At 59.4% G+C, this 13,429-nt stretch carries 12 protein-coding genes; 9 read left to right on the top strand and 3 right to left on the bottom strand.

Translation table 11 applies throughout. The annotated features are described in order from the left end of the window. Positions 1 to 507: 507 nt before the first annotated feature. Positions 508 to 1,179: a hypothetical protein gene (locus E4T63_RS28835; RefSeq protein WP_135296906.1), complete on the top strand. Its 672-nt coding sequence runs from the start codon at positions 508 to 510 to the stop codon at positions 1,177 to 1,179. Between the two features lie 9 nt (positions 1,180 to 1,188). On the opposite strand, the gene E4T63_RS05425 is transcribed toward E4T63_RS28835, so the two are convergent. Beyond that, entirely contained in the window at positions 1,189 to 1,905 is a 717-nt protein-coding gene (locus E4T63_RS05425) for a tellurite resistance TerB family protein (RefSeq protein WP_134785515.1), read from the bottom strand. A gap of 177 nt (positions 1,906 to 2,082) precedes the next feature. On the opposite strand from E4T63_RS05425, the gene E4T63_RS05420 reads away from it, so the two are divergent. From E4T63_RS05420 to E4T63_RS05385, 8 genes are all read left to right on the top strand, one after another. Beyond that, the gene (locus E4T63_RS05420; RefSeq protein ID WP_007967749.1) at positions 2,083 to 2,997 is read left to right on the top strand and encodes a LysR family transcriptional regulator; all 915 of its coding nucleotides are present in this window, start codon (positions 2,083 to 2,085) and stop codon (positions 2,995 to 2,997) included. A gap of 130 nt (positions 2,998 to 3,127) precedes the next feature. Beyond that, the gene (locus E4T63_RS05415; RefSeq protein WP_135296905.1) at positions 3,128 to 4,585 is read left to right on the top strand and encodes a gamma-aminobutyraldehyde dehydrogenase; all 1,458 of its coding nucleotides are present in this window, start codon (positions 3,128 to 3,130) and stop codon (positions 4,583 to 4,585) included. 83 nt (positions 4,586 to 4,668) lie between these two features. Next, entirely contained in the window at positions 4,669 to 5,820 is a 1,152-nt protein-coding gene (gene ydcS, locus E4T63_RS05410) for a putative ABC transporter substrate-binding protein YdcS (RefSeq protein ID WP_096795797.1), read from the top strand. Between the two features lie 252 nt (positions 5,821 to 6,072). Next, positions 6,073 to 7,110, top strand: coding sequence for an ABC transporter ATP-binding protein (locus tag E4T63_RS05405; protein WP_134785514.1), 1,038 nt, complete (start codon positions 6,073 to 6,075; stop codon positions 7,108 to 7,110). 1 nt (position 7,111) lies between these two features. Continuing rightward, positions 7,112 to 8,047 carry an ABC transporter permease gene (locus tag E4T63_RS05400; protein ID WP_135295034.1) on the top strand — a complete coding sequence of 312 codons (936 nt, stop codon included), beginning with the start codon at positions 7,112 to 7,114 and terminating at the stop codon, positions 8,045 to 8,047. Next, on the top strand, positions 8,037 to 8,846 hold the full coding sequence (locus tag E4T63_RS05395; protein WP_003222021.1) for an ABC transporter permease: 810 nt from the start codon (positions 8,037 to 8,039) through the stop codon (positions 8,844 to 8,846). Before E4T63_RS05400 ends, E4T63_RS05395 begins: the two co-directional genes overlap by 11 nt. A 172-nt stretch (positions 8,847 to 9,018) precedes the next feature. Further along, positions 9,019 to 10,443 (top strand): gamma-aminobutyraldehyde dehydrogenase, encoded by a 1,425-nt coding sequence (locus tag E4T63_RS05390; RefSeq protein ID WP_097086388.1) that lies wholly within the window; start codon positions 9,019 to 9,021, stop codon positions 10,441 to 10,443. A gap of 219 nt (positions 10,444 to 10,662) precedes the next feature. After that, on the top strand, positions 10,663 to 12,147 hold the full coding sequence (locus tag E4T63_RS05385; protein ID WP_135295033.1) for an APC family permease: 1,485 nt from the start codon (positions 10,663 to 10,665) through the stop codon (positions 12,145 to 12,147). Positions 12,148 to 12,205: 58 nt separating this feature from the next. On the opposite strand, the gene E4T63_RS05380 is transcribed toward E4T63_RS05385, so the two are convergent. Beyond that, entirely contained in the window at positions 12,206 to 12,763 is a 558-nt protein-coding gene (locus E4T63_RS05380; RefSeq protein ID WP_098967395.1) for a hypothetical protein, read from the bottom strand. A gap of 5 nt (positions 12,764 to 12,768) precedes the next feature. Continuing rightward, complete coding sequence (locus E4T63_RS05375; protein ID WP_135295032.1) at positions 12,769 to 13,350, bottom strand: ComF family protein; 582 nt, start codon at positions 13,348 to 13,350, stop codon at positions 12,769 to 12,771. Positions 13,351 to 13,429: the final 79 nt, after the last annotated feature.

Below are 13,429 nucleotides of genomic sequence, written 5' to 3'. Positions count from 1 at the left end.
GATAGCAAAAAACCTTTGCCACCACCCCGCTGGCCGGAAGATGCAAACCGGACCGGAATGTTTAACACTCATCTCGCATTTGGCAATTACGCCAATTTAGAACCGGAGGTGGAAGTCAGCTCTCAACTTGAAGCGATCAGACTCTCTGACTCGGATAAAAAAATCGATAACGTCATAGAATCCTATTGCAGTCATGAACGCTGGAAGTTTCAGAACTCCAGCAAAGCCACCCATTTTTTCTTCGTACTTAAGCTCATCAGCTATTCGTTCATCTGGGCGCCTTGGGTTTTGGGGGTCTTTGGTTCTATAGGCACAGAGTTAGGATATGGCAACCCTGGCACCGCAGGAGGAGCGATCATTGGTATTTCAACTGCCATTTTGATGCTCTCCTCTCTCGTGTTATTCATGACGGGAAATAAATTTCTTCACCACATGCAAATATTGGGATTTGTAGCCAGTGCAATTGCTACCTATTGGATAAAAGACTCATTATTCAGTGCAAACTCTATGTGTATCGCCCTATGGGCGGGCGCCTTTCTGTATTTCGTAGCGTCCCTTGGTACCGACGCACTGCTGTGGATTCATAGCAAAATCAGCACACACGATGGCAGCGAATTCAATCGAACTGACGGCATGCTCAGGTTCAAAAGGCGTTTCCGAAAGTTATTCGTTGCCCCGTTTGAAGAGTTCGACCCAGTGCTTCAGCTGCTTCCTAATGGCTTCGGCTCCCATGACTATGCGCTGTGGTTAAATCACCGCTATACGGATAATAAAATTTGCTTGGCCACCAAGGTTCACTCGCTCGGGCTGGATCAGGCCAACGCACTCGCTTTCTGGGACTGCCTGCAGCGCTACATGGATGTAACGCAGCCATTGCCCGACTTGCCTGTGCTTGAGCAAAGCCGCCATCTTGATCCCGTAACTGCAGCCTACGATGTGAAAACAGGCCGCAACCCAAGACGATGGAGGGATCAGTCGGAAAAGGGATGGATCACAGGTGGTCTGAAGACTCTGTCCCAGCAGTTACATGAGTATCCATGGCAAAAGGAAGCTTGCATTGTCAAAGCGCGTATCGATCCATTGTTGACGATTGAGGCGTATTACCGCGCTCAAGAAGCGAAAGGTATCGTTGCTACTCCGAAGGCCGATGATTTTGATGATGTTCATCGGCCTGGATGAGGTATCAATTCACAACTGTCGCACCTGCTTCTCCAGCTCCACCTTCAACCCCGGCTCCAGCTTCAACTGCTTCGCCAGTTCATCCAGGTAGCTCTTCTCCATAAAGCTCTCCTCGTCCACCAGCATCACACTGGCGATGTACATCTCCGCCGCCATTTCTGGCGTACTCGCAGCACGGGCGACGTCGGTGGGGTCGAGGGGTTTGTTAAGTTCGGCGTGCAGCCAGTGTTGCAGTTCCTGATCGTTGTCGAGTCGGGTGAATTCGCCCTCGATCAACTGGCGTTCGCGGTCATCGATGTGACCGTCAGCCTTGGCGGCGGCGACCAGTGCTTTGAGAATCGCCTGGCTGTGCTGCTCGGCTTGCGCCGGTGGCAGACGATCCAGGGTTTGCGGTTCGGTTTGTGGGGCGGTGCCTTTCTGGGCGTTCCAGTTGCCGTAAGCCTTATAGGCCAGCACACCAAGGGCAGCGAGGCCACCGTAGACCGCAACTTTGCCGCCGACCTTGCGCGCCTTTTTGCTGCCGAGCAGCAGGCCCATGGCCCCGGCCGCCAGAGCACCACCGCCTGCCCCCGAGAGCAGGCCGCCCAGCGCACCGGAGCCTGAAGATCCACCCAGCAAACCGCCCAGCCCGCCAGCCGCGGGTTTGTTCTGCGCGCCACCGGCCTTGTTCTGCAAAAGATCCTGGCCAGACTTGAGTAGTTGATCGAGCAATCCACGGGTGTTCATGTTCCGCCTCCAAAACAGGGGTTATCCGGATCTATCAGGCCCTCAGCCTAGTTCGAAAGTGCCCCGCCCCTGCTTGCGAGTGTGCTTCCAGATGTTGCTCCGCCTGCAGCAGCCCTTCGCGAAAATAGATATACACTCCAGCCAATCGATAAAAACCGCCCACCGGGTACCCTCCTCATGATGACCCTGCGTCAGATCCGTCACTTCATCGCGGTGGCCGAGACCGGCTCGATTTCCGCCGCTGCGCAAACCGCGTTTATTTCCCAATCGACCCTGACCCTGGCCATTCAGCAGCTGGAAGAGGAAATCGGCGTCAGCCTGTTCAGCCGCCACGCCAAGGGCATGACCCTGACTCACCAGGGCCACCAGTTCCTGCGGCAGGCGCACCTGATTCTGGCCACGGTGGACAACGCCAAGCGCAGCCTGCAACAGAGCACCGATCAGGTCGCCGGTCAGTTGATTGTCGGCGTGACCAGCCTGGTCGCCGGTTATTACCTCGCCGATCTGCTCACCCGGTTCCAGCGTGCCTATCCCAACGTCGAGATCCGGGTGATGGAGGACGAGCGGCCGTACATCGAGCATTTGCTGGTCAGCGGCGAAATCGATGTTGGCGTGCTGATCCTCTCCAACCTCGAAGACCGCCACGCCCTGCAGACCGAAGTGCTGACCCACTCGCCGCACCGTCTGTGGCTGCCGGCCCAACATCCGCTGCTGGAACACGACAGCATCAACCTCGCCGACGTCGCTCGCGAACCGCTGATTCAACTGAATGTTGATGAAATGGATCGCAACGCCCAAAGACTTTGGCGCGGCGCCGGGCTGCAACCGAAGATTACTCTGCGCACCGCCTCTACCGAAGCCGTGCGAAGTCTGGTGGCGGCGGGTTTGGGTGTGTCGATCCAGCCGGACATGACTTACCGCCCATGGTCACTTGAAGGCGACATCATTGAAGCGCGGCCGATCGCCGACCTCAACCAGACCCTCGACGTCGGACTGGCCTGGCGCCGCGGTACTGCACGTCCCGCTCTGGTCGACCCGTTTTTGACCGTGGCCCGCGAACAACCGCACGGCGGACGCAAGCCATCTATTTAATCGAATGCCACCTTCAGTATTTAGAATTTGTCGACCTCGGAGCCGCGCACTAGTCTTGCTGCATCTATAAGACGGTCGGCTCCCGGGCACGGGAGCCACAATGACCACACAAGAAAAGAGATCGCGGAAAATGGCTGGCGTGCAGACCCCGATGTGTACCGCGTTGTTGATCGACGGCGAACTGGTCGCCGGGCAGGGTTTTATCGAACCGATCCTCAACCCGGCCAGCGGTGAAATCCTCACCCACATCGCCGAGGCCAGCACCGAGCAGGTCGAAACCGCGATCCTCGCCGCCCATCGCGCTTTTGGCGAATGGTCGCGCACCACGCCGCAACAACGTTCCAACCTGCTGCTGGACATCGCCAACGCCGTTGAAAAACACGCCGATTACCTCGCTCGCCTCGAAGCGCTGAACTGCGGCAAGCCGCTGCACCTGGCGCGGCAGGACGATCTGACCGCCACCGTCGACGTGTTCCGCTTCTTCGCTGGTGCCGTGCGCTGCCAGACCGGTCAGCTCAGTGGCGAGTACCTGCCGGGTTACACCAGCATGGTGCGTCGCGATCCGATTGGCGTGGTGGCGTCGATTGCGCCGTGGAACTACCCGATCATGATGGCCGCGTGGAAAATCGCCCCGGCCCTCGCCGCCGGCAATACGCTGGTGTTCAAGCCATCCGAACACACACCGCTGTCGATCCTCGCACTGGCGCCAGCACTCGCCGAGATCCTGCCGCGCGGGGTGATCAACATCATCTGCGGCGGCGGTGAAGGCGTCGGTAGCCATCTGGTCGGGCACGCCAAGGTGCGCATGGTCTCGCTGACCGGCGATATCGTCACCGGGCAGAAGATTCTCCAGGCTGCAGCGAAAACCCTCAAACGCACACACCTGGAACTCGGCGGCAAGGCCCCGGTGATCGTCTGCAACGACGCGGATATTCAAGCGGTGGTCGACGGCGTGCGCACCTACGGTTACTACAACGCCGGGCAGGACTGCACCGCCGCGTGCCGGATCTACGCGCAAACAGGCATTCACGACAAACTGGTCGCCGAACTCGGCGCAGCGGTCAGCAGCCTGCGCTTCGCCGGCAAGCGCGATGCCGACAACGAGATCGGCCCGCTGATCAGCACCCGCCAGCGCGACCGCGTGGCCAGTTTCGTCGAGCGCGCCCTCGGCCAGCCGCACATCGAGCGGGTGACCGGCGCGGCGGTGCATTCCGGCGCCGGGTTCTTCTACCAGCCGACGTTGCTGGCCGGTTGCAAACAGACTGATGAAATCGTCCAGCGCGAAGTGTTCGGCCCGGTGGTCACCGTGACCCGCTTCGACGAACTCGCGCAAGCCGTGGACTGGGCCAACGACTCCGAATACGGCCTCGCCTCGTCGGTGTGGACGCAGAATCTGGACAAGGCAATGCAGGTCGCCGCCCGTTTGCAGTACGGCTGCACCTGGATCAACAGCCACTTCATGCTGGTCAGCGAAATGCCCCACGGCGGGCTGAAACGCTCCGGATACGGCAAAGACTTATCCAGTGATTCGCTGCAGGACTACAGCGTGGTGCGGCACATCATGGCCCGCCACGGCCAGCATCTCTGACTACGCTAATAACAAGCCGCCAACGGCATGCTGCACCGCGTTCACAACTGCCCCGACCATAATTTAAAGAAGAGGGTTCAACCATGTTCGTGCACAAGACCGCACTGCTCAGTGCAATCACCACAGCCTTGCTGGCCAGCGCCAGCCTGCAAGCTGCCGAGCCGCTGAAGGCGGTCGGCGCCGGCGAGGGTCAGCTGGATATCGTGGCCTGGCCGGGCTACATCGAACGTGGCGAGAGCGACAAGGCTTACGACTGGGTGAGCGGTTTCGAGAAGGAAACCGGCTGCAAGGTCAACGTCAAGACCGCCGCGACCTCCGACGAGATGGTCAGCCTGATGGCCAAGGGTGGTTACGATCTGGTCACCGCTTCGGGCGATGCCTCGTTGCGCCTGATCGTCGGCAAGCGCGTGCAACCGATCAACACCGCGTTGATCCCGAACTGGAAAACCCTCGACCCACGTCTGAAAGATGCGCCGTGGTACGTGGTCAACAACCAGACCTACGGCACCCCGTATCAGTGGGGTCCGAACGTGCTGATGTACAACACCAACGTGTTCAAGACGCCGCCGACCAGCTGGAACGTACTGTTCGACGCGCAGAATTTCCCCGACGGCAAACCGAACAAGGGCCGCGTGCAGGCTTATGACGGCCCGATCTACATCGCCGATGCGGCGCTGTACCTGAAGACCGCCAAACCTGAGCTGGGGATCAAGGATCCGTATCAACTCACCGAAGCGCAGTACAAGGCCGTGCTCGATCTGCTGCGCGCGCAGCAGCCATTGATTCACCGTTACTGGCACGACACCACGGTACAGATGAGCGACTTCAAGAACGAAGGCGTGGTGGCGTCGAGCGCGTGGCCGTATCAGGTCAACGGCCTGATCAACGAGAAACAGCCGATCGCTTCGACCATTCCGAAAGAAGGCGCCACCGGTTGGGCCGACACCACCATGCTGCACGCCGAGGCCAAGCACCCGAACTGCGCCTACAAGTGGATGGACTGGTCACTGCAGCCGAAAGTCCAGGGTGACGTGGCGGCGTGGTTCGGTTCGCTGCCAGCCGTGCCCGCGGCGTGCAAGGAGAGCGAACTGCTCGGCGCCGAGGGTTGCAAGACCAATGGCTTCGACCAGTTCGACAAGATCGCCTTCTGGAAAACCCCGCAGGCCGAGGGCGGCAAGTTTGTGCCTTATAGCCGCTGGACTCAGGATTACATTGCGATCATGGGCGGCAGGTAAGCCCGAGAGCAACTTGGTCTAACTCCCTTTCCCCCTCTCCCCCCTGGGGGAGAGGGCTGGGGTGAGGGGGTGGCTTTTGACTTTGCTCTTGATTGAAGGGCGACGGCCAATGAGGCCACCCTCACCCCCCGCCCTCTCCCGGAGGGAGAGGGAGCTAAAAGCGGATCGCATTCACCGTTAGATGTTTCAGTTTTTTCAGAAGTCCAGGCGAGGACCGCTGCGACGGCCCACGCCTTTTTGGAGCACCGCACCATGACGCTTGCAGTCCAGTTCACCAACGTTTCCCGGCAGTTCGGCGAGGTGAAGGCCGTTGACCGGGTTTCCATCGACATTCAGGACGGCGAGTTCTTTTCCATGCTCGGCCCTTCCGGCTCGGGCAAGACCACCTGCCTGCGCCTGATCGCCGGTTTCGAACAACCGAGCGCCGGCTCGATCCGCATTCACGGCGCCGAAGCGGCCGGTCTGCCGCCGTATCAACGTGATGTAAACACGGTATTCCAGGATTACGCACTGTTCCCGCACATGAACGTGCTGGACAACGTCGCCTATGGCTTGAAGGTCAAAGGCGTGAGCAAAACCGAACGCCACAAGCGCGCCGAAGAGGCGTTGGACATGGTCGCCCTCGGTGGCTACGGCGCACGCAAACCGGTGCAGTTGTCCGGCGGTCAGCGCCAGCGTGTCGCCCTCGCCCGCGCCTTGGTCAATCGCCCACGGGTGCTGTTGCTTGATGAGCCGTTGGGCGCCCTCGACCTGAAACTGCGCGAGCAGATGCAGAGTGAACTGAAGAAGCTGCAACGCCAGCTCGGCATCACTTTCATCTTCGTCACTCACGACCAGACCGAAGCACTGTCGATGTCCGACCGCGTGGCGGTGTTCAATAAGGGCCGCATCGAACAGGTCGACACCCCGCGCAATCTGTACATGAAACCCACCACCACCTTCGTCGCCGAATTCGTCGGTACTTCGAACGTGATTCGTGGCGATCTGGCGCGTCAGCTCAGCGGGCATCCGCAGCCGTTTTCGATTCGCCCGGAACACGTGCGTTTCGCCGAAGGTCCGCTCGCCAGCCATGAAATCGAAGTCAGCGGTCTGCTCCACGACATCCAGTATCAGGGCAGCGCCACGCGCTATGAACTGACGTTGGAAAACGGCCAGACCCTGAGCATCAGCCACGCCAACAATCAGTGGATCGACAGCAGCGCGCAGCACCAGACCGGCCAGCGCCTGAGCGCACGCTGGGCGCGGGAAGCGATGATCCCGCTGCACGACACCGTGGCGAGCGGGGTGTGAAATGAGCACGCTCGCGATGACTCAAGCACCGCCCCTGCGCCGGTTTTCCAACCTGCTCTATCGCAAGCCGAATCTTTATCTGTCGCTGCTGCTGGTGCCGCCGTTGCTGTGGTTCGGCGCGATCTATCTCGGCTCGTTGCTGGTGCTGTTGTGGCAGGGTTTCTACACCTTCGACGACTTCACCATGGCAGTCACCCCTGACCTGACGCTGGCGAATTTTGCCGCGCTGTTTCAGCCGTCGAACTTCGACATCATCCTGCGCACGCTGAGCATGGCCATCGTCGTGTCGATCGCCAGCGCCATCGTCGCGTTCCCGATTGCCTACTACATGGCGCGCTACACCACGGGCAAGACCAAGGCGTTTTTCTACATCGCGGTGATGATGCCGATGTGGGCCAGTTACATCGTCAAGGCCTACGCCTGGACGCTGCTGCTGGCCAAGGGCGGCGTCGCGCAATGGTTCGTCCAGCATCTGGGACTGGAGCCGGTGTTGCAGTTCATCCTCGGCATTCCCGGAGTGGGCGGCAGCACCCTGTCGACCTCGCATCTGGGGCGCTTCATGGTGTTCGTCTACATCTGGCTGCCGTTCATGATCCTGCCGATTCAGGCCTCGCTGGAACGCTTGCCGCCGTCGCTGTTGCAGGCGTCTGCCGATCTCGGCGCCAGGCCGCGCCAGACCTTCATGCAGGTGATTTTGCCGTTGTCGATCCCGGGGATTGCTGCCGGTTCGATCTTCACGTTTTCGCTGACCCTGGGCGATTTCATCGTGCCGCAACTGGTGGGCCCGCCGGGCTACTTCGTCGGCAGCATGGTCTACGCGCAGCAAGGTGCGATCGGCAACATGCCGATGGCCGCAGCGTTCACGTTGGTGCCGATTGTGCTGATCGCGGTTTACCTGTCCATCGTCAAACGTCTGGGGGCCTTCGATGCACTCTGAGCGCGCTTCACTGGGCCTGCGCATTGCCGCCTGGGGCGGGTTGGTGTTTCTGCACTTCCCGATCCTGATCATCTTTCTTTACGCCTTCAACACCGAGGAAGCGGCGTTCAGCTTTCCGCCGAAGGGCTTCACCCTGCACTGGTTCAGCGTGGCGTTTTCGCGGCCGGATGTGCTGGAGGCGATCAAGCTCTCGCTGCAGATTGCCGCCATCGCCACGTTGATCGCGATGGTGCTCGGTACGCTGGCTTCGGCAGCGTTGTACCGCCGCGATTTCTTCGGCAAGCAGGGCATTTCGCTGATGCTGATTTTGCCGATCGCCCTGCCGGGGATCATCACCGGGATCGCGCTGCTGGCGACGTTCAAGACACTGGGGATCGAGCCGGGGATGTTCACCATCATCGTTGGTCACGCGACGTTCTGCGTGGTGATCGTCTACAACAACGTCATCGCCCGTCTGCGGCGTACTTCGCACAGTTTGATCGAAGCCTCGATGGATCTGGGTGCCGACGGTTGGCAGACCTTCCGCTACATCATCCTGCCGAACCTCGGCTCGGCGCTGTTGGCCGGCGGCATGCTCGCCTTTGCGCTGTCGTTCGACGAAATCATCGTCACCACGTTCACCGCCGGGCATGAGCGCACGTTGCCGTTGTGGCTGCTCAACCAGCTCAGCCGCCCACGGGATGTGCCGGTGACCAACGTCGTCGCCATGCTGGTGATGATGGTGACCATGCTGCCGATTCTCGGCGCGTATTACCTGACCCGGGGTGGCGAGAGTGTCGCGGGCAGTGGTGGGAAATAACCGAATAACTGAAGAAACTGGATCGAAATGTGGGAGCGGGCTTGCTCGCGAAGAGGCAATCAAATTCAGCATTGATGTCGGCTGACCCACCGCTTTCGCGAGCAAGCCCGCTCCCACAATGGAACCCGGTTTCTTCAGAAAAATAACAATTGCTTCGAAGAGGACAACAGACATGCAAACCAGACTCTTGATCAACGGCCACCTGGTCAACGGCGAAGGACCGGCCCAACCGGTGCTCAACCCGGCGCTCGGCAGCATACTGGTGGAGATCAACGAAGCCTCCGAGGCCCAGGTCGACGCCGCCGTGCGCGCCGCCGATAACGCCTTCGCCGAGTGGTCGCAAACCACGCCGAAAGACCGTTCGCTGCTGCTGCTCAAACTCGCCGACGCCATCGAAGCTCATGGCGAGGAACTGGCGAAACTCGAATCCGACAACTGCGGCAAACCCTACAGCGCCGCACTGAACGACGAGATCCCGGCGATTGCCGATGTGTTCCGTTTCTTCGCCGGCGCCAGCCGTTGCATGAGCGGTTCGGCCGGTGGCGAATACCTGCCCGGCCATACTTCGATGATCCGCCGCGACCCGGTGGGCGTAATTGCCTCCATCGCGCCGTGGAACTACCCGTTGATGATGGTCGCCTGGAAAATCGCCCCGGCCCTCGCTGCCGGTAATACCGTGGTGCTCAAGCCGTCGGAACAAACCCCGCTGACCGCGTTGCGTCTGGCCGAACTGGCGTCGGAAATCTTCCCGGCCGGTGTACTCAATTTGGTATTCGGTCGCGGTCCTAGCGTCGGCAGCCCGTTGGTCACGCATCCTAAAGTGCGCATGGTCTCGCTGACCGGCTCGATCGCTACTGGCTCGAACATCATTTCCAGCACCGCCGACAGCGTCAAACGCATGCACATGGAACTGGGTGGCAAGGCGCCGGTGATCATCTTCGACGACGCCGACATCGATGCCGCCGTCGAAGGCATCCGCACCTTCGGTTTCTACAACGCCGGACAGGACTGCACTGCCGCGTGCCGGATCTATGCGCAGCAAGGCATCTACGACAAGTTTGTCGAGAAGCTCGGCGCGGCGGTCAGCAGCATCAAGTACGGTTTGCAGGATGATCCGTCGACCGAGTTGGGGCCGCTGATCACCGCGCAACATCGCGACCGCGTCGCCGCGTTCGTCGAACGCGCCGTGGCACAGTCGCACATTCGCTTGATCACCGGTGGCAAGGCTGTGGAAGGCGACGGTTTCTTCTTCGAGCCGACGGTGCTGGCCGACGCGCAACAGGATGACGAGATCGTCCGCCGCGAAGTGTTCGGCCCGGTGGTCTCGGTGACCAAATTCACCGATGAAGCGCAGGCGCTGGAGTGGGCCAACGATTCGGACTACGGCCTCGCCTCCTCGGTGTGGACGGCGGATGTCGGACGCGCGCATCGCTTGTCGGCGCGGCTGCAGTACGGCTGCACCTGGGTCAACACACACTTCATGCTGGTCAGCGAAATGCCCCATGGCGGTCAGAAATTGTCCGGTTACGGCAAGGACATGTCCATGTATGGGCTGGAGGACTACACCACGGTTCGGCATGTGATGTTCAAGCACTAAGCCTTTAAAAGCTTCGCGAGCAAGCCCGCTCCAACAGGGGGACGCATTCCAAGGTGGGAGCGGGCTTGCTCGCGAAGGCGTCACCTCGGTTTCAGGAAGAAAACCGGCATTACGCACCACCAGGATTCCAAAACAATAACTACCGACCCGGGCGGCGCCCACAAAGCCCCGCCACGGCTTCGGCCATCCGAAATCTGCCGATTTCCCGGAGCAAAACACATGAGTGCCTCACCCGAACTCTCGGCCGCCGTTGCCGACAGCGATGCCGAACAACTGCGCAAACTCGGCTACACCTCGAACTTCAACCGCAGCATGAGCCTGTGGGAAAACTTCGCTTTAGGGTTCACCTATCTGTCACCGGTCGTGGGGGTTTATACCCTGTTCGGCCTGTGCCTCGCGGCCGGTGGGCCACCGATGTTCTGGGCCTATCTACTGGTCGGTTGCGGCCAGTTGCTGGTGTGCCTGATCTTCGGCGAAGTGGTCTCGCAGTTCCCGATTTCCGGTGGCGTTTATCCGTGGGCGCGGCGTCTGGTCGGCAAGAAATGGGCGTGGATGGTCGGCTGGATTTACTCCATCGCCCTGTGCGTGACCATTGCGGCGGTGGCTGTCGGTGCCGGCCCGTATCTGGCGGCGATGCTCGGGTTTGAGCCGAGCAACAACACCAACATCGTCATCGCGCTGGTGCTGACCTTGTTCGCCACGCTGGTCAATCTGAGCGGCACCAAAGTGCTGGCGCGTATCGCCATGTTCGGCTTCCTCTGCGAACTGGTCGGCGCGGTAATCGTCGGCGTGTACCTGCTGATCTTCGAGCGTCACCAGCCTCTGAGCGTGCTGTTCAACACCTTCGACATCCGCGTCGACGGCTCGTACCTGCCGGCGTTCCTCACCGCTTCGCTGGCCGGGATGTTCCTCTACTACGGCTTCGAGGCCTGCGGCGACGTTGCCGAAGAAACTCCGAACCCCAGCGCAAAAATCCCGGTGGCCATGCGCATGACCATCTACATCGGCGGCGTCGCGGCGATGTTCGCCTGCCTGGCGCTGATCCTCGCCGTGCCGGACATGCAAGCGGTGATCAACGGCACCGACAAGGACCCGGTCACCACCATCCTCAACAACGCCTTCGGCCCGATCGGCTCGAAAGTAGTGATGGGCGTGGTAATGATTTCCTTCATCTCCTGCGTCATCAGCCTGCAGGCTGCGGCGAGTCGTCTGCTGTACTCCTACGCTCGCGATGAAATGGTCATCGGCAGCCGACTGTTGAAAAAGATTTCTCCTAAAACTCAGGTGCCCGTTGCCGCGCTGTTCGTGTCCGGCGTCCTGCCCGCCCTGATCATCGCCCTCGGCTTCTTCCTGCAAGACGCCGTGGCCACCATCGTCAGCTTCGCCGCCATCGGCATCTACCTCGCATTCCAGATGATCGTACTGGCCGCTTTGTACGCGCGTATGAAAGGCTGGAAACCCAGCGGCAAATTCACCCTCGGCGCGTGGGGCTGGCCAGTGAACATCGGCGCGCTGGTGTATGGCGTCGGCGCAATCATCAACATGGCCTGGCCACGCACGCCGGATGCGGCGTGGTACGTGAACTATGCGATGGTGTTGAGTACTGCGATCGTGATTGGTTTGGGGCTGGTTTATATGTGGATTGGCAAGCCGTATGACCATGGCAAGGCGCCGGCTGGGGATGCGTGGAAGGTGAGTCGCTAAGAGCGTTTGATCCCGGCACCGACAAGGTGCCGGGGTTCAGGTAAGCCGTGAAACCTCATCAAAAAGAAAGCTCCGCCTGATCGTGCTTCAACAGGGAAATACGGTCGAACAGTTTGATTTTTTCATTGGCTTTTTGCTTGGCGTGATCGGACATGAATGCAATCAATTCTTCGAGCTGACTGACGTCTCCGACCACCTTGAATTCCTTTTCCTTGTTGACGAAAACAAGCGACTTCTTCTTTCTCGACAACAGTTCAATGACGTTACTGAGCGTACCGGTGCTCTTTGCGTCCCAGATCATCAAACCGTAGTCAGCTGCTTCGGCCATGACGACGTCTTTCTCGGTGAAGAAGGCTCTCGACCCCTTGGAATGCTTGGAGTCGACTGTTCTGGCGGGCCACTGTCCAAGATTATTCCTAGGAGCAGAACCGCTGCAGAACACCGTGGTTTTGGATCGTTCGAGACTCAGCAGGTACTCCTGAATGGAGGTATCGGCGCCACCTGCATCCCCAACCACCACCTCAAAATCTGACGCGACGATATTATTGATGCGCTCTTTAACCTTCGGATCAAGGTTCTTGATGTTGATAGAGCCAGCAATAAATACAGTGGTCATTGAATTCACTTCCAAGTTAGCGCTGCGACGTAAATTTTCCCTACTTTCGGATATTTACGCAGAACAGCGCAGGCCGCGTCCATCGACGCTCCGCTATCAAACAAATCATCTACAACCAAAACATTCCAGCATCCATCGGTGGTGATTTCATCATTGACAGTGAAACTGTCTCCAATCGCGGCAACCTTGTCGGCTTTGGAATGTAAATCCTTGAGCGACTTTCCCGTGGTCGCTTTTCGAAGCAAATCCGTGAAAACCGGCCGACCGATAATTCGTCCCAACGTCAGGGCAACTTCAGTCACCGGTTGTCGCTGACGAATATTTGAAGCGGGCATAGGCACTACAAACCCGACCTGGTTCAGTTTTGGGAACACATTTGTCGCTACTGCCTGGGCAAGTGGACTGACCTGAGTCCAATCCTTCTGGTATTTGAGCTGGTAGGTCGCCTCACCAATCTCAGTACGCTGATTATCGAAGCATGGGTGTCCGCGATCATCGTTGCCAAGAAAGGTACTACTTACCATGTGTTTGTCCAGCACCCAGCCCTGATCCCAAGGGCCGTTGATCTGCTTGAGAGACACCTTCATTGAATTCTCCTTTATTCGTCACAATCCTTTGAGCCCTGAAACGACGGGCCGGCATCTGCAACGATGCGCAAGATTCAAA

Source organism: Pseudomonas fluorescens, assembly GCF_004683905.1.
GTDB lineage: Bacteria > Pseudomonadota > Gammaproteobacteria > Pseudomonadales > Pseudomonadaceae > Aquipseudomonas > Aquipseudomonas putida_A.
The sequence above is the reverse complement of the archived record's forward strand: the minus strand, read 5'-3'. Positions and strand labels throughout refer to the sequence as shown.